10 protein-coding genes are annotated in these 17,417 nt (G+C 47.9%); all 10 read right to left on the bottom strand.

From position 1 onward, the window contains the following. Positions 1–151 precede the first annotated feature (151 nt). On the bottom strand, positions 152–1,675 hold the full coding sequence (locus tag QT996_RS08615) for a carboxypeptidase M32 (protein ID WP_333045846.1): 1,524 nt from the start codon (positions 1,673–1,675) through the stop codon (positions 152–154). An 80-nt stretch (positions 1,676–1,755) separates the two neighbouring features. Beyond that, positions 1,756–2,958 carry a tetratricopeptide repeat protein gene (locus tag QT996_RS08610; RefSeq protein WP_333045844.1) on the bottom strand — a complete coding sequence of 401 codons (1,203 nt, stop codon included), beginning with the start codon at positions 2,956–2,958 and terminating at the stop codon, positions 1,756–1,758. Between the two features lie 443 nt (positions 2,959–3,401). After that, positions 3,402–5,288 (bottom strand): tetratricopeptide repeat protein, encoded by a 1,887-nt coding sequence (locus QT996_RS08605; RefSeq protein ID WP_333045842.1) that lies wholly within the window; start codon positions 5,286–5,288, stop codon positions 3,402–3,404. Beyond that, positions 5,285–6,628 (bottom strand): ATP-binding protein, encoded by a 1,344-nt coding sequence (locus tag QT996_RS08600; RefSeq protein ID WP_333045841.1) that lies wholly within the window; start codon positions 6,626–6,628, stop codon positions 5,285–5,287. Before QT996_RS08600 ends, QT996_RS08605 begins: the two co-directional genes overlap by 4 nt. A 170-nt stretch (positions 6,629–6,798) precedes the next feature. Then, positions 6,799–7,317 carry a Ycf51 family protein gene (locus QT996_RS08595; protein ID WP_333045840.1) on the bottom strand — a complete coding sequence of 173 codons (519 nt, stop codon included), beginning with the start codon at positions 7,315–7,317 and terminating at the stop codon, positions 6,799–6,801. A gap of 84 nt (positions 7,318–7,401) precedes the next feature. Continuing rightward, a complete protein-coding gene (locus QT996_RS08590; RefSeq protein WP_333045838.1) occupies positions 7,402–8,460 on the bottom strand; it encodes an adenylate/guanylate cyclase domain-containing protein in 1,059 nt (352 codons plus the stop codon). Next, a complete protein-coding gene (locus tag QT996_RS08585) occupies positions 8,457–8,831 on the bottom strand; it encodes a response regulator (protein ID WP_015177895.1) in 375 nt (124 codons plus the stop codon). The genes QT996_RS08590 and QT996_RS08585 overlap by 4 nt, the downstream gene beginning before the upstream one ends. Next, positions 8,824–12,534: a response regulator gene (locus QT996_RS08580; protein ID WP_333045835.1), complete on the bottom strand. Its 3,711-nt coding sequence runs from the start codon at positions 12,532–12,534 to the stop codon at positions 8,824–8,826. The genes QT996_RS08585 and QT996_RS08580 overlap by 8 nt, the downstream gene beginning before the upstream one ends. Before the next feature lie 441 nt (positions 12,535–12,975). Beyond that, positions 12,976–15,489, bottom strand: coding sequence for an MASE1 domain-containing protein (locus tag QT996_RS08575; RefSeq protein ID WP_333045833.1), 2,514 nt, complete (start codon positions 15,487–15,489; stop codon positions 12,976–12,978). A 563-nt stretch (positions 15,490–16,052) separates the two neighbouring features. Further along, on the bottom strand, positions 16,053–17,393 hold the full coding sequence (locus tag QT996_RS08570; RefSeq protein ID WP_333045832.1) for an ABC transporter substrate-binding protein: 1,341 nt from the start codon (positions 17,391–17,393) through the stop codon (positions 16,053–16,055). Between the last annotated feature and the right edge of the window lie 24 nt (positions 17,394–17,417).

The raw sequence follows: 17,417 nt of genomic DNA, 5'->3' as shown, positions 1-17,417 counted from the left end.
CTGGCAATAACAGCCTGAAAGAGTTCTGACATAGGTAGCCTCTTAATTTTATATCTTCTTTGATATTCGCTCTAAGAGGGGGCGATACAAGTTAGTATCGCCTGTTTTTTTTAAGGTAATTTAAAAGCCTGCAATTTTACATTGCTATCCCTCAAATGACATAAAACTCCCCGTATTTGTGGCGAATGTAGCGGATAAATGGATCGATAGTTAAAGGTGAACCTGTAACGCGATCGATCAATTCTACGGCTGTGTATTTGCGGCCGTGCTGATAGATATTTTGTTTTAGCCAGTCGTGGAGTACGGTAAAATTGCCTTGTTCTATTTCTACGGGAATTTCAGGATTGATTTTTACTGCTGTTTCGTAGAATTGAGCGCTCATCAAGTTGCCGAGGGTGTAACCTTGGAACATTCCGCCGATCGTACCAACATACCAGTGAACATCTTGCATCGCGCCTTCGCTATCCGTAGCGGGGACAACGCCGAGGTCGGTTTTATAACGTTCGTTCCAGGCTTCGGGGAGGTCTCGGACTGCTAGTTTTCCCTCTACCATTGCCAATTCTAGGTCAAAGCGGATAGCGACGTGGAGGTTGTAGGTTACTTCATCAGCGTCGGTGCGGATGAGCGATCGCGAGACTTTGTTAATTGCCCGGTAAAATGCGTCAGTGGATACGTGTCCCAACTGTCGCAAAAATACGCCTTGGAGTTGCGGGTAAAAACATTCCCAAAAACCGCGGCTGCGCCCGACCAAATTTTCCCAAAGTCGCGACTGACTTTCGTGCACGCCGGAGGAAATGCCGCCTGCAAGCAGGGTGCCTTCAAATTCCGGGGAATTTCCGAGTTCGTAGAGGGCGTGTCCAGCTTCGTGGATGCTGCTGAACAGTGCTTGATCCAGGTGGTCTTCATAGACGCGGGTGGTAATTCGCACGTCGTCTATGGAGAAGTTGGTCATGAACGGGTGCAGGGTGGTGTCTTGCCGTCCCCGTTGGAAGTCGTACCCCATGCGTTCTACGACTTTGCGGGTGAATTCTAGTTGCTGGGATTCTGGGAAGTCTTGGTGCAAGCAGGAGTCGTCGGCGGGAGGTTGGGAGGTGATGGCTTCGACTATCGGCACTAATTCTTCACGCAGTTTGGCGAAAAGCGGGCGCAGCAGAGATACTTTCATGCCGTAGTCGCTACGATCGATCAACGGATCGGCGATGTGTTCGTAGCCAGGGAAAAAGTCAGCGTATTGCCTGCTTAATTCTAGGGTTTTTTCGAGATACGGCTCGACGGCTGCGAAGTTGTTGGCTGCCCTGGCTGTTGCCCAAACTTCGTAGCTGTCGGCTTGGTGGCGGCACAGTGCGGACATGAAGGTTGCGGGGACTCTGGCGGCGCGATCGTAGTCTCTGCGGGCTATGCGGATCAGGCTGGCTGCGGTGGAGTCGTAGGGGAGGGTTTGTTCGTAGAAACGCAAGTCTTCTAGGAGTTCACCTATTTTTGGATCGGTAAATTTTTCGTGGGATATTTGTTTGAGAGTAGCCAACTGGCGACCTCTGGCACTTGCACCTTTGGCAGGCATATAGGTTGCTTGATCCCAATGCAGTAGCGACGATACTGATTCGATGTCGTTAACTTCTCTGAGGTGGGCTGCCAATTGAGCAAATTTTGCTTGAGTTTTGTCTAGGGTTTGCATGATGGGGGTTTATGGTGCTGTTTTGCCTACAACGGTTGCAGTGCGGCATCCGTATCCATCAATCATTAGCTACCCTGAAATCAAGCTAAAAACCGCACTTCTTCCTGTATTGTACGCAATTTAGAGTCATTTTTGCACAATTTCCGGTATTTCTGCGGATTGAGTTCGATCGCTTTGGATAAGTTTTCGATCGCCAGCCGGATGCTGGTAGCTACAAGTTCCTGGCTGTTTGTGAGCTCGCCTGCTTGTTTTTCGAGGGCGTACACGCAAGCTTTTTGATAGTACAGGTTGGGATCGTCGGGTTTGAGTGCGATGATTTTATCGTAGGAGGCGATGGCTTCGCTAAATCGTTGAATTTTTTTGAGGGCTATGGCGCGGTTGTACCAGGCTTCGGTGTTGTCTGGCTGCAACTCTAGGGTTTTGTCCCAAGAGGCAATTGCTTCTTCAAAGCGTTGTAAGTTGGCGAAGGCTAAGCCGCGGTTGTAAAAGGTTTCGCTGTCGTTTGGGTTGAGTGCGAGGGCTTTGTCCCAGGATGCGATCGCTGCTTCAAATTCTCCCATTTGTGCGATCGCCGTGCCGCGTTTGTTCCAGGCTTCGGCGGAATTCGGCCGCAGTTGCAGGGTTTTGTCGTAGGAGGCGACGGCTTCCGGGTAGAGTTTTTCATCGGCTAGGGCTAAGCCGCGGTTGTACCAGGCTTGATGCAAGTCTGGTTTGAGTTCGATCGCTTTGTCGTAGGAGGAGATCGCCGCTGTATTTTGGTCTGATTTTCTGAGGGCAAATGCTTTGTTGTACCAAGCTTCGCAGTTGTCTGGTTTGATGGCGATGGCTTTGTCGTAGGAGTCGATCGCTTCTGATAATTTCTCTAAGCTGACGAGGGTGTTGCCGCGGTTCGTCCAAGCTTCGGGGTAGCTGGGGTTGAGTTCGATCGCCTTTTCGTAGGATGCGAGCGCTTCTGAGAGTCTGTTGAGCTTCCGCAAAACGTTGGCGCGATTATACCACGCTTCGGGATTGTTTGGTTTGATCTGTAGGGATTTGTTGTAGGCTGCGATCGCTTCTTCTAGCTGCCCCAATTTTTTGAGGGCTACGCCTTGGTTGTACCACGCTTCATAAAATTTTGGTTCGAGTGCGATCGCTTCTTCCCAGGATTCGATCGCAGCTTGGTATCGTCCCATTGCTTCTAGGGCGTTGCCGCGTTCGTACAAGATTTGAGCCTTTTGGGTGTTGACTGCTATGGATTTTTCCCCTGAGTCGAGCGGCTTTTCTATGCTGGCTAATTTTTGCAAGGGGTTTCACCTCATTATTTTCTGTCTAATTGATTCTTTTCTTTTTTATATGCGATCTTTTTCGCCTTTGAGTGCTTTTGATCGCGACTATTTGGTTATTTATGGCAATTTTACAGGAATTTGGGGACTTTTTCAATTTTTTTCATTATAATTTTAGACCGGGCATTTGTAAGTATAGATTAATACTAAATTTTTTATAGGACTGCGTAGAAAAGAGGAAAGGGCGATCGCGCTGAGGTGTCACAAACCTCACCCAAGATTTAATTTTCATGTAACCCTTTTGATGGATTGGCGGTTGAAACCGCGTCTTGTCAAGCGAAGTCTGCCTTTGCAGACTAATAAATAATAAGAGTGTTTTTGATGCTGTAATGGCGGGTTTTACCAACAATAATTGCCTCAAACCGACAATCTCATAAACCCGCCTCGCCCCGTCGGGCAAATCCCTATTCTTGAATCAAGGCTTGAAACCGAGTATGCGATCGTAGGCTGTTAAAATCCGAGTCAGTTTTTGCCATTTCTCGCCATTCGTCAGGATTCAGATTGATGGCTTGCTGCAAATTCTGAATTGCTTGGTCAATCTGACCGTGTAACGCATAGCAGCAAGCTTTATTATAAAATGTTGCGTCATCATCTGGTTTGATTTCTAAGGCTTTGTCGTAGGAGGCCATCGCTTCTTCCCATCTGCCTAAATCATCCAGTGCCATGCCCCGATTGTACCAGGCTTCGTGATAATCTGGTTTGATTTCTAAGGCTTTGTCGTAGGAGGCGATGGCTTCTTCCCATCTTCCTAAACCAGCCAGTGCATTGCCCCGATTGTTCCAGCCTGCGTCATCATCTGGTTTGATTTCTAAGGCTTTGTCGTAGGAGGCCGTCGCTTCTTCCCATCTGCCTAAATCATCCAGTGCCATGCCCCGATTTTTCCAGGCTTCGTGATCATCTGGTTTGATTTCTAAGGCTTTGTCGTAGGAGGCTATCGCTTCTTCCCCTCTTCCTAAATTACCCAGTGCAATGCCCCGAATGTACCAGGCTTCGTGATCATCTGGGTTGATTTCTAAGGCTTTGTCGTAGGAGGCTATCGCTTCTTCACGCCTTGCTAAACTATGCAGTGCAAGGGCCCGAATGTACCAGGCTTCGTGTAAATCTGGTTTGATTTCTAAGGCTTTGTCGTAGGATGCTATCGCTTCTTCAAGCCTTCCTAAATCATCCAGTGCAATGGCCCGAATGTACCAGGCTTCGTGTAAATCTGGTTTGATTTCTAAGGCTTTGTCGTAGGAGGCTATCGCTTCTTCAAGCCTTCCTAAACGATACAGTGCATAGCCCCGAATGTACCAGGCTTCGTGTAAATCTGGTTTGATTTCTAAGGTTTTGTCGTAGGAGGCTATCGCTTCTTCAAGCCTTGCTAAACTATGCAGTGCAATGCCCCGAATGCTCCATGCTTTGTGCTTATCTGGTTTGATTTCTAAGGCTTTGTCGTAGGAGGCTATCGCTTCTTCAAACCTTCCTAAACGATGCAGTGCAATGCCCCGATTTTTCCAGGCTTCGTGATCATCTGGTTTGATTTCTAAGGCTTTGTCGTAGGAGGCTATCGCCTTTGCATATTCTTCGGCAGAGTCATGCAATAAACCTTGTTCAAAAAACAATTCAGCTTTTTGTTTTGGTATTTGCCCATCCTCATCAATTAAAGCTTGCATCCTCACTAATTCCCATTTTCGTTCTTGGGGAGTCAAAGCTAGATAATCTTCTCGATTCCTTCTTTCGGAACAAGCTTGCATTGATTCTAGTTGCAGCAGTTTTTTATCCATTGACAACTTCAATAAACTGGATCGCCAATCAAAGAAATCCGGAGCCCGGTGAATAAAATAATTAACTGCAAAACGAGGCAAAATAAACACAAAACAAATCTTAAAATCATCTCTAAACCTTTCCCGCTGCTGGTTTAAATTAATTAAAACAGGCGGCACACCCCGCCAACTATAAGAATAAATATCCTTGCTTTCCCATCCGATCTCTTTTTTTTCTTTCTCATATTCATAAAGTGAATATTCTAAGCCTTTCACAAACAGAATATTAATTGCATCTCGTTCTGGCAAATCTTTAATTATCTTATAAAAATTATAAACCGATTCATCCAGCGGCAACACATCAATCTTTTTCTGCGGCACATCTGCTTGAACTTTCGCAATCAAGCGTTCCCCTTCCGCCGGCGAACACTCAACAAACAACAACCGGAAACCATCTGTCCGTTTCAGAGCGCTTACCAGAGTTTGATATTCTTCCTCTGGTTCTGCTGGCGGTAAATCGGCATCCCAATCAATTATTTCTGCTGTCATGGCTGAAGTATAGCGACTGCTTCCTTAAATTCCTGAATGCCTTTAATTAGCGGGTGAACGTCATACCAATTCTGCATTTCATCATCATCATCATAGTATCGATATTCCAAAATACAGCGGTTAAATAGCAAATTGCGGTGCAGTTCGTCATTGACTATCCGGCGAGAAACAGATACTTTCGCTAAAATTGACCAGTCATCTTTGTCGGCGGTTCTGCGGTAAATATTCCGCAAGTTCGTAATCGCCCTTTGCGCCGCTTTTGCAGTAATTGGCAACTCTTGGGTGCGATTTATAGCTTCTTGCAACATCGACAGCAAATTCCTGACATGACCCCCACTCATCAAGCACAGCTTTTCTAGCGTTTCTGTGCTGTCAAACCATTCTGTTTCTAATTCTAAAGATAAATCGGGAGCGGCTTGTTTCACCCGCTTTTCAATCACCTCTTTCATTTTAGCAAGTCCCTCTTGATTAACTTCACCGCTGGGATTTTGTAGCATAATCATCGGCAGCACTTGCGGAGCATTATTATAATTATTGCTCAAATCGGCGGCGCGGTTGGAATGCACCATCGAAATCGGTACGGTGTAAACGACGTGACAATCTAAAGCTTTGAGTTGTTCGCTGCGGTCTAAAAAAATTTCGTCAAGATTGCTGCGCGCCCCTCCGTCTTTAGAAAACGGCACAATCTTATCTAAATTATCGGCAATTATTGCCAGTTGCGAATATTTATCTGGCAACTTTTTTTTAGCATCCCGGATAAACTGATTCAGCGCCTCTATCAGCGTGGTGGTGTAGGGATTAACTTTTTCTCTAATTTTTTGGCGCAGACTCGGTTCTGTTTTCACATTCGCCGTCAGTTTGGAAAACTGAGCAATTTGCATTTCTAAGCTCAAGGTTTCAAAAGATACTTCTGTCAAAGCAAAATCTTTTAAATCGTTCCAGCGGTTTTTCATCCAATCGAGCAAAGGTTTCGAGTCAGCACCTTTAATTGTTTCTAACAAGTGTCTGGTACAAGTCAGCAAAATATCTGTATATTCAGTATCTTCGGGATTGATATCTTGTGCGTCAGCCGCGAAATAAACTACAAAATAACCTTGTTCAGTTAAATATTTTTCTAGCCTCAGCAATTCAGTTGATTTTCCCGCACCGAAATGTCCGGCATACAACTGACACGTCATCTCTTGGGAACGCTGAATATTGCGGCCCAAATCTAAAGTAATATTGTCATCTCCCCGCACTTCTCGACAGTCAACATATCGCGGGTCGCCTGCTGGCAAAGGATAATATGGGTTGCAAGCATTGAAGAGGTCTGTTAGTAATTTTTCGGAATTTTGAGTCATAATTTGATATTTATTTTATAGTATTTAATTTTTGTTTCAGCACTTACGCACTACGACCAAAGAAACCGGGTTTTTTACCGAATCTGCGCGTTATAACGAAGTATTTTTGTAAAAAACCCGGTTTCTTATCTCCCATGCCTAAGTCCTAAGAATGCTCCTGCACCCTATTTTTAAGCTTGATATTTTTTCAGAATAGCAACTTTTTCGGGGAAGATTTCGATCGCCATTTTGTCATCATCACGAGTCGCGAGCGATCGCCTCACCTCGCCCAAAAACAGCGGCTGCGACAGCCCAGGTTCAGGATGTACAACTGTACGAACCCGGATTGTCATGTAGTCTCTACCGCGCCCAGAGCGCCCTGGAGAGTACAAATCCGCAGCCGCTTGCTGCATCGTTGCTTCTAATTCCGATTCCGTGATCGTAGGTGGCACAGTAACTACTGTTTGAGCGCCACCAGTATCGTAAACTAAAGAATAGCGAACTGCACCCGGAATTTCTGTGCGAGTAAAGAGTCCCAAACCGAGACCGAATATACTCGCAGCAATCACGCCCATAAAGCTTGTCACTCCTACCAATCGGAAGCGAAAACCCCATTTGAAGATAAATGCTATAACTGTTAGAATAGCCAAGGCTACTGTTAGAATTCCCGCCCATTGAGCGTAGATTAAAAGGTTAGAATTTACGTTCATTTGATGATTTGTTGACTGTTGACTGTTGACTGTTGATATTAGTTACCGATACCCGATGCCCAATGCCCAATGCCCAATGATTAATTAAGCGTTTCGGGCCACAAGCAGATAAGTCATCATATCGCCTTTCCCCTTCACTGGAATCACGCCGCGCTCCTCAAAAACGTACTTATCTCGCAGGCGCTCGTAGGTAGCAACTGTCACCTGAATGCTGCCGGGGACGCCTTGAGATTCCATCCGGGAAGCTGTATTTACCGTATCTCCCCACAAATCGTAAGTAAATTTTTTAGTACCGATTACCCCAGCTTCTACCGGGCCTGTGTGGATGCCGATGCGGATGCTGAGCGGCTGACCTCCCTTGGTACGCATCTTAGTCATTGCTGCTTGAATGTCTAGCGCCATTTCGGCGATCGACTCGGCGTGGTCATCGCTGGGTGTCGGCAAACCGCCAACAACCATATAAGCATCGCCGATCGTCTTAATTTTCTCAAGTCCGTAGCGCTCGGCCAACTCGTCAAAAGCCGAAAAAATCTCGTTGAGCAACTCTACCAATTGGGCCGGCGATAAATGAGCCGAAAGCTTAGTAAAACCGACTAAATCGGCAAACATCACTGTTACCTCAGCGAAACTGTCGGCGATCGTACTTTCCCCGTGTTTGAGGCGCTGCGCGATCGCCTTCGGTAAAATATTTAACAGCAAACGCTCGGACTTTTCCTTTTCCTGCGCCAACTCATGTAAATATGCCTGTTCCTTATCCCGCAGTCGCTTCTTTTCCAGACAAGCGCTAATCCGAGCCTTGAGCAATACCGGATTGAACGGTTTAGAAAGATAATCCTCCGCCCCCAACTCTATACACCGGACGATACTGTCGATATCGTCCACCGCCGAAATCATAATCACCGGGATATGGCGCAACTTTTCGTCCGCCTTCAGACTTTCGAGCACCTGATAGCCGTTCATTTGCGGCATCATAATGTCGAGGAGAACTAAATCAAAAGGCTCTGTTCGCAACATTTCCAGAGCTTGCAGACCATCTTCAGCAACAGTCACCACATGGCCTTGACGCTGAAGTCGGCGGGCGAGCAAATCGCGGTTTACCTCATTGTCGTCAACAACCAGCACGCTGCCCTCATCACCTTTCATGTCAGGGCCTCTTTCAGAAGAGTTTCAATTTTACCCAAAAGTCGGGGAAACTCGACCGGTTTAGTGTCGTAGTCATTGCAGCCTGCGGCAAGACACTTTTCACGATCGCCCGCCATTGCGTGAGCCGTCAGCGCAATCACCGGAATCCTGCTAGTTTCAGGAGCCGCCTTAATTTGCTGCGTTGCTTGCCACCCGTCTAGAACCGGCAGACTCATATCCATCAGAATCAAATCGGGTACTTTCGCGAGCGCCATCGACACTCCCTCAGCACCGTCAACAGCAATAAAGACCTCATGTCCCTTGCGGGCCAGACGCCTGGAAAGCATATCCCTGTTCATTTCGTTATCTTCGACCAACAGGATTTTAGCCATTGGTGTTCTCCTTGCCTTTCGAGTCGTACCTGCGATCGAACCTGTCATTGACTATAGAGCGAACATCGTGCAACAAAGTATCGCAACTGTAGACTCCCTTTTGTAGCACCCGCTCGACGTAGCCGTTTAGTTGCTGGCTTTCGGCCGGTGTCAAGTTTTTCCCCGTGATCACAACAATCGGTATAGGATCTCCCGAATGGGATTTGCGAAGTTCCCCGATCAACTCAAAACCATCCATTTCTGGCAACATCAAATCCAGTAATATCAGGTGCGGGCGAGCCACTTTTAGCCGATCGAGAGCAGCGCGTCCGCTGTCAGCTTCCGTTACTGCCCAGCCTTGTGTTTCTAGTACGCATCGCAGTATTTCGCGCGTGGCAACGTCGTCTTCCACAATTAGAATCTGACAGGTCACATTGTTACTTGCAACGCCGTCTTGGTCGCGTCGGTACTTGTTCAACAAGGCAGCCAGCCGTTTGCCGTCCACTGGTTTGGTGAGGTAGTCCGAAGCACCCAATGCAAAGCCGAGGCTTTTGTTGCCCACAAAGGATAGCAGGATTACGGGAATTTCGGCAAGCTCAGGATCGGCCTTCAGCGCTGAGAGTACCGCCCAGCCGTCCATTCCGGGCATGATCACGTCTAGGGTAATGGCGTCTGGCCGTAGTTGCTTAGCGAGCCGGAGAGCTTGCTCGCCGCCGCCGGCGACTTCTACGTGCAGCCCTTGGCGACTGAGGGCGCGCTGGATTAAATCCCGCGAGATCGGGTCGTCGTCAACTACCAGCACCGTGCCGACAGCGGGGGCGTCCGGAGGGCTAGTGCTGTCATGGACTTTGTTGGGGATTTCCGGCTGTTTGATGACGCTGGGCAAGAGCACGGTGAAAGTGGTGCCTGCGGCCAAGGTGCTGCTGACCTCTATGCTGCCGCCCATCATCTGACAGAAGCGCTGGCTGATTGCTAGTCCCAAACCTGTGCCCCCGTACTCGCGGGTAGTCGAGGCATCAGCTTGGATGAAAGGTTGGAAAACTCGCTGCAATTGCTCTTGTGTCATGCCGATGCCGGTGTCGGCGACGCGGAAACTTAAAAATTCGGAGTTGGAAATTAAAATTTGGGAAGATTCCTCTTGATTTTTCATTTTTAATTGTTCATTTTTAATTCTTTCCACTCCGATCGCAATTCTCCCGTTTTGTGTGAACTTGGCAGCGTTGCTGAGCAAGTTAAGCAGCACTTGCCGCACTTTTGTCATGTCCGCGTGCATGGTGTCGAGGTTGTCTGGACAGTACACTTCTAGGGTATTACCATTTTTCTCGACCAGCGGCCTGGCCGTGGCAACAGCACTTTCAATTAAGGTATGAATGTCGAATGTTTCTAAGTAGAGATCCATTCGACCTGCTTCAATTTTAGAAATATCTAGAATGTCGTCAATCAGGGACAGCAGGTGTTTGCCGGCGCTGCAGATTTTTTCGAGGTCGGGGACGGATTCGCAACTGCCCAATTCTTCGGCTTCTTCTTTAAGCATTTCGCTGTAGCCGATGATGGCATTGAGGGGGGTTCTGAGTTCGTGGCTCATGTTGGCGAGAAATGTGCTTTTTGCCCGGTTCGCTGATTCTGCTGCTTCTAGGGCCAACTGCATAGCGGATTCTGCTTGTTTGCGATCGGTGATGTCTTGGACTGTGCCTTCGTAGTACAAAACGCTGCCGTTTTCGTCGCAGATGCTGCGGGCGTTTTCAGAAATCCAGATGGTGCTACCGTCTCGGCGGTATATTTGGGATTCAAATTTTGACACTTCGCGGCGCGCGGCTAATTGGGCCATAAACTCGGCGCGTCGCTTGGGGTCTACGTAAAATTGACGGTTGATATCGGTGAGTTCGGCGAGCATTTGAGTACAGGATTCGTAGCCGTAAATTCTGGCTAGTGCGCGATTGCCACTGAGATAGTGCCCGGTCGGTGTTGTCTGGAATATGCCTTCGACTGCGTTTTCAAAGATGCTGCGGTATTTTGTTTCGGCTTGTCTCAAGGCTGCTTCTGCTCGCTTACGCTCTAGGACATTGGCGAGCATTTCTCCTACCATTTTTAGCTGTGTGGATATTTCGGTTGCTCGACCTGCTGTTTGCTTTAAGCCATCGAATCCGAGAAATCCTACTATGTTTTTACTACAAATTAGGGGAATAATTATCAGCGATTGAATATTTATTAGCGGTTTTTTTAAATTTAAATTATGTATGGAAGCGCCACTTGAAGGTATTAAGGCGGTTGCTCTTTGATTGACTGTTTGGGATGGGGAGTCTGTCTGGAATTGGGCTGGATTTTGACCGATAAAATAGCCAATTTCGGCTTTGGCTGGGGGCGGGAGTTCGCCGATTTCTGGAATATAAAGGCATTCTGCGCGATCGAGCTTTTCTGCGATCCAAGGGATTTGTGCGATGTCTATTTGTTTGTCGGTGCTGTCTTTGACTGCCGCAATGCTTTCGTCGCACCACTCGTAGGTTTTGTGGGCGCGGGTTTTGTCTTCTGATAACAGGTAGATGTAACTGCGGTCAAACCCGCTCAAGGTGGCGATCGCTTCCAGGGTTTGATCGATGCCTTTGTCTATTTCTGATGAGGGCTGGCTGATGAAATCGGTTGACAAACGGGAAATCAACTGAGCGAATTCTATTCGATACTGCAAAGATTGTTCCACTTTTTTGAGTTGGGTAACATCTCGAAAGCTCCAGACTCTACCGACTGTTTTCGCTCTGACTTTTGAGGGCAAGGAATTTAATTCAAGAATTTTGCCGTCTTTAAATTCTAATAATTCGCTGATTTGAGTATCTGGATCTGCCGACACTTTGATCACGTTTTGGAGAAATCCTTGCGGGTCTTTTAATTGTTCCCTGTCGAAGGGGAATCCTGTTTTGATGGTTTTTTTGACAGTGCCGAAGGTCGCTCGGCTCAACTTTCCTTGGCTGGCGGACAACCCCCACAACTCTAGAAGTTTCTGATTATAATTACATATATTGCCGTTTCTGTCAACCGCCAGAATTCCTGCATCTGTAGATTTTAGAACTGCTTGCAGTATCGAGAGCGATTGCTTGTGTTCTCTAATGTCAAAAAACACCAAGACTGATATTTCGCTGCCCTCAACTGCCGGATGGAAAAAATAGGAAACTGGTAAAATCTTGCCATCGCGACACAAAAACTCGTCGTCCCAATTGTTGCAAGGTTGACCAGAAACGATCGCCTCTTGTAAATCTAGTGTAGGTGCGATCGTTGCATCTTCAGTCTTGCTTGGCGACTGTTTCGGAGCCGTCAAAACTTGGGATTTCTTGCCTTCCTTTTGCTTCCCGATGCGCTCTAGCAGGGAAACGCCTGCAAGTTCCGACTCTCGCCACCCCAGCAAGCGTTCGGCTTCTGGATTCACCGAGATTACACAGCCCTTCGCGTCAAGGATACACAATCCCGCCCCCAAACTGTTGATAATCCCCCGCAGTCGATCGAATTCTGAAGCTGTTGGAGATTCTTGAGGGAACTGGGGCGAGTCAGTTAAATCCTTTAATGCCACCGTCTCCAAGTTAAAGCAATCTTCCTGCTGAAGTTCTTGCTGAGTCTGAACTCGGTCATAGCTACAACTTACCTGCTCTAATAAAAGCTGCCACTGCTCAGCAGTGGGAGGGGGAGACTCGCCGACTAAACCGAGCTGTTCGAGTTGGCGCTGGAGGTGGGGGTGCATATTTTCTGGCGCTTTGTAGGCAACTTTCTACAGTATATCTTTTTAATTAATAGTATATATACGTAGGTATACCGTTAGGGGACAAGTACGCGATCGAAGTCTATCACAGGTTTTATTGAGAAGCCGAGGGATCATGTTTCCTCTCCAAAATCTTTCAAACTGCGCTAATTATATTAATTCTCAGAACTTTTAAGGGTTATCAACTAACCAATCCTCTAAATGTCGGCAGCAGGCTCCAAAATAATATAGCAATCCTTGCAGGAGTCGTAAACTTTTTACGACTCATTTAAGTTTACTCTATATTAGAAAATCTAGTAAAAAAACTGAGTTTATAATGTGATAAATTATTTACCCAATCTCCCTAAGTGCTAGCGAAATAATCAGCAATTGTCGGAGGCAAAGAAAATTTGCAGGCATCGAAAATAACTGTCAAAAAAAATATTATTCGTCAGACTTTTCGGTTGAGATCGAAAGGTCGGTGAACATAGCTGGCAGCCGAATGGTAAAGGTAGAACCTTTATCCAACTCGCTGAATGCAGTAATATCTCCGCCCATCATTTCGCAGAATTTCTTAGTAATCGTCAGCCCCAAACCAGTGCCCCCGTACTTCTTAGTAGTTGAGGAATCGGCTTGGGTGAAAGGCTCAAAGATTCTGGCTAACTGTTCGGGACTCATGCCAATGCCGGTATCTTTGACCGTAAAAATGATCCCCTCTTGAGCGGAAGATAAGAGAGACAAGCTATTTTCAGCTTTGTCACCTCCTCTATACGCTCCAAGTTTTTTGCCTTTCTTTGCAGCGTCGGCGGGGGTTTCGACGGATCGGGTAACGGCGAAGGTAATCGCGCCGGAGCAAGTAAATTTCGCGGCATTGCTGAGGAGGTTGAGCAGAGACTGCCGGAGTTTAGTTTTGTCGGTGTGCATCGAGCCAATATCCTCGGGGCATTGTATTTCTAGGATATTGCTATTTTTGTCTGCCATCGGCGCGATCGTGGCGACTACTTCCTCAACCAGAGTTGGAATGGTGAAGGTTTCGACGTGCAAGTCGGTGTGGCCTGCTTCAATTTTGGTCAAGTCGAGAATATCTTTAATCAGCGCGAGTAGGTGCTGGCCGGCCGTGTTAATTCTCTGGAGGTCGTCGATGAACTCTGCAGCACCGAGGTCTCGCGCGTCTTCTTGCAGGAGCTCGCTGTAGCCGATGATGGCATTGAGGGGGGTTCTGAGTTCGTGACTCATGTTGGCGAGAAAAATGCTTTTCGAGCGATTTGCAGCTTCCGCGGCTAATGCGGCGCGGCGGAATTCTTCGGATCGCAAGCGTTCGGTGATGTCGCTGGTCATGATTAAAACGCATTGAGTGCTGCCGAGGTCGATGAGTTCCCCTGACAGCAGCCAGTCGCGCACTTCGCCGCTTTTGGTGCGAATTTTGATTTCTTGGTTGCCGATCGAATTTTGTGCTTGCAAAATCTGGGCGAGGCGCCGCCCGTCTTCGGAATTGACCCACATTCCTAAGTCGGTGGGGGTGTAGCCGATAAATTCGTGCCGCGGCCAGCCTAATGAGCGCAAAAAGCTTTCATTGGCATCGAGGAAGCGTGCGTCTGTGAGGGTGCAGATGCTGATGCCAACTGGGGAGGCATGAAAAGCCTTGGAAAATCTTTCTTCTGAAGAACGCAGGGCGGCTTCGGCTTGCTTTCTGTCTGTGATGTCTTGGACGGTGCTGGTGATGTAGAGGGAGGTGACGGCGGCTTGCTCGTAGACTGTGCGGTTGCTGCCGTCGGGGAGTATGAGCCTGTAGTCGATGCTGTAAGGCTGTTGCTGAAATAAAGCGGCTTCGATCGAGGTTTTGACTAATTCTCTGTCTTCAGGGTGCACGTATTCCAAGAAGGCTTCCAGGCTGGGTTCAAAACTTCCCGGTTGCTGTCCCAGGATGCGGTAAATTTCCTCTGACCACCGCAATTGCTGGGCGTTGCGGTCTAAGTCCCAGTTGCCTAGTTGGGCGATGCGCTGGGCGTTGGCGAGGCTGGCTTCGCTGGCGCGCAGGGAGGCTTCTGCTTGGTGGCGTTCCGCGACGGTGGCGGCTAAGACTAAGCCGGTGACGGCTATGACGGCGATGAACGCTTGCAGGGATAACAGTGCTTGGGGGATGCTGCTGGCGTGTTTGAAAAAGGGGCCGCTGCTTCGGGCTATGCCCCAGATGGCGAAGCCGCAGAGGATGAGGTTGGAGAGAGCCGTGTAGCGCTGACCGAATCGAAAGGCAGCCCAAACTACTAGGGGAAATGGTAAGTATTCGAGGGGATAGCGGGCGTAGGCGGCGCGGGTGCGGGAGCAAAAGACGAGCCAGCCGACTGCTAGTAGCAGCAGCAGCCAAATCGCTCGTTCAGCTATCTTTTTGCGATGGGTGGGGATTTTGGGCAATTGTTGGCACGTCAGCAGCAGCGGGGCGACGAGCAAAATTCCCATAGCGTCTCCCACCCACCAAGTCCCCCAAATCGTGCCAAAATTGCTCCAGCTAGATAAACTGGTCAGGCATACGAGGATGCTGCCGATGGTGGAGTTGATCAGGGTAGATCCCAAGGCTGCTAGTCCGACTATTCCTAAAACGTCTTTGAGCCGATCGAGCTTGGCGCTAAAGTTAATGCGCTGTAGCAGATAAGTTCCCGTCCACGCTTGCAGGGTTCTGGCGCCGGCCGAGATCAATGCCGTGCCGATGTTGGCCGACGGTACGCTCATGCTGAACAGGAAGCCTCCGATCGCGATTCCCGGCCACAGTTGTCGCCCAAACAGCAGCAGGGCGACTTGGGCAATTCCTGCTGCTGGCCACATCGGGTAAATTTCTGAACTGAGGGTGAGGGTGGAAATTGCGAATTGCGACGCCCCATAGTAGACCAGGGCGATCGCGCCTACAGCGAGGAAGTACCGCCAGGAATGTCCTTTGATTGCATTAAGGAACTTTGTCTGCATGGTCGTTTGGGGAAAAGGTGGACGGTTGTTGGGGTCTCAGTAGGTGGCATGGGACAGGCAGAGGGTAGAGAAAATGTTTCTATTAGGTGATGGTAGGTAATGGGTGGTAGGTAGTGGGAGAAGCGTTTGAGCTAACTTTTTGTGGTGCCGTTGAGGGTTCGGTTTTTTTGTTGGATCACATCTGCCCATGAATTTCGGGAGTATCGCTTTTTTGTAAATATATCTCTAATGGCTAAGCAATTGGTTTGTAAATTTTTGGTTTTTGTTGAAAATTTATTACCGAGCGACAGCGGGTGTCTTTTTGTGTCGGGCGATCGTAACTATATTCACCCTAACATCTTGCATCATGCTCAATAATACCTAAAATACCTAAAATACCAATAATAGCAACGTAAAATCTCTGCTTTTAGGTCAGTTTAGGGCAAGCAACACGGTTTCTGATTAGAAGTGGAGGCGGTAGTGATTTTCACTAGATTTTTAACCAATCAATCGAGGCTTCAAGTCTTTCGCTCGAATACAGTGAAAGCGGATATTTTACAGCTAATAAAAATATTTTTTCTGATCTATTTCCCTATAGCTGTGGCCATATCTAGGGTTAGTGTCAAACGCTCTTGAGATTCTTTAAGGGCGTCTTGGGGGTTGCGGCCCAGAAGGGTTGCTTCTATGGCGCGACCGAGGTTTTCTGAGAGGCGGGAGTAACCTGATATAATAGGTCGCGCTCTGGCTGAGTTCATTTGCTCTAAAAATACTTGCAAAACAGGGTTTTTTTCCACAAAGCTTTGATAAGCTTGGCTCTGTCTCGATTTTAAGTTAATGGGCAAGTAACCTGTTCCCAAGGCCCATGCTGTTTGGAATTCTTCACCTATAACGTATTCTAAGAATACTAGGGCGGCTCGCTCTCGTTCTGGCGAGGTTTTCATTAAAAATAGGTTTTCACCCCCTACGACGGCTGCGGGCCGTTTGAGAATCGGTAAAGGCATTGCTCCGTAGTCGATCGCGCTTTGCTGCAACTGTGCTAGCGTCCACGGCCCGGTGATTTGCATGGCGACTTTCCCGGCGATGAAGTTGTCGAGTTCGTAACCGCGTTCGGGTGCTGACAATATTGCTGAACCTTCTTTTAACAAGTCGTTCCACAATTCTAAGGCGGCGCGAGAACCGGGATTATCTATTTGGGGTACAGGACTTTGAGGTGTTTTGCCTTTGAGTTCGCCGCCTGCGCTGAACATGAATGGCAGCCAGGTAAATACTGTCCATTCTCCTTTGCCTAGGGGGAGCACTATGCCGTGTTGGTCTGTGCGGCCGTCTCCGTTGGTGTCTTGCGTGAGCGATCGGGCTGTTTGCTTTAATTGCGCCCAATTCTGCGGCAATTTTTTGATTCCTGCTGCTGCAAATAAGCTGGGACGGTAAAAGATGGCGACGTTGTTTGTCGCCAGGGGAACTGACCAAGTGTGTCCGCCGAGTTCCATTGACTCGAAGAGTGCCGGGTAGATTTCGGCTTTCCGGGGCGATTTGTCGAGCCAGTTTTCTAATGGTTCAATTGCGTTTAGTTCTGCTAGTTTTCCTGAAATTGTGGCAGCATTCCAAAGCAAATCCGGCGGTGCATTTCCAACGATTGCTGTTAGTATTTTTGGTAGTTGTTGGTCGGGCTGACCGATGTAAATTGGTTCTACTTGGATGTTGGGATGTGTTTTGTTGAATTTGTCTATGAGAGTTTTAAATACGTCGCGATTGGGCGGGGGATTAATGCCATGCCAAAGTGTAATTTTTATTGGTTCGGCGTTTTTGGACGCGGGTGTTGTGGTGTTTTGACAGCCGCTTAATATTAGCAGATTTAAGGTAAGTAAAATGCAGACAGCTAGTTGTATTGGTCTTTTAATTGCTGGGAATAATTGGGATAGAATCATTTTTTAGTTACATTCAGGGAAGAA

The organism is Microcoleus sp. S13C4 (assembly GCF_036700865.1).
GTDB lineage: Bacteria > Cyanobacteriota > Cyanobacteriia > Cyanobacteriales > Microcoleaceae > Microcoleus.
The sequence above is the reverse complement of the archived record's forward strand: the minus strand, read 5'-3'. Positions and strand labels throughout refer to the sequence as shown.

Coding starts and splice junctions, on each gene's coding strand:
- QT996_RS08595 (WP_333045840.1), bottom strand. CDS start 7,317: ATGAACGTAAATTCTAACCTTTTAATCTACGCTCAATGGGCGGGAATT.
- QT996_RS08605 (WP_333045842.1), bottom strand. CDS start 5,288: ATGACAGCAGAAATAATTGATTGGGATGCCGATTTACCGCCAGCAGAA.
- QT996_RS08570 (WP_333045832.1), bottom strand. CDS start 17,393: ATGATTCTATCCCAATTATTCCCAGCAATTAAAAGACCAATACAACTA.
- QT996_RS08580 (WP_333045835.1), bottom strand. CDS start 12,534: ATGCACCCCCACCTCCAGCGCCAACTCGAACAGCTCGGTTTAGTCGGC.
- QT996_RS08575 (WP_333045833.1), bottom strand. CDS start 15,489: ATGCAGACAAAGTTCCTTAATGCAATCAAAGGACATTCCTGGCGGTAC.
- QT996_RS08585 (WP_015177895.1), bottom strand. CDS start 8,831: ATGGCTAAAATCCTGTTGGTCGAAGATAACGAAATGAACAGGGATATG.
- QT996_RS08600 (WP_333045841.1), bottom strand. CDS start 6,628: ATGACTCAAAATTCCGAAAAATTACTAACAGACCTCTTCAATGCTTGC.
- QT996_RS08590 (WP_333045838.1), bottom strand. CDS start 8,460: ATGAAAGGTGATGAGGGCAGCGTGCTGGTTGTTGACGACAATGAGGTA.
- QT996_RS08615 (WP_333045846.1), bottom strand. CDS start 1,675: ATGCAAACCCTAGACAAAACTCAAGCAAAATTTGCTCAATTGGCAGCC.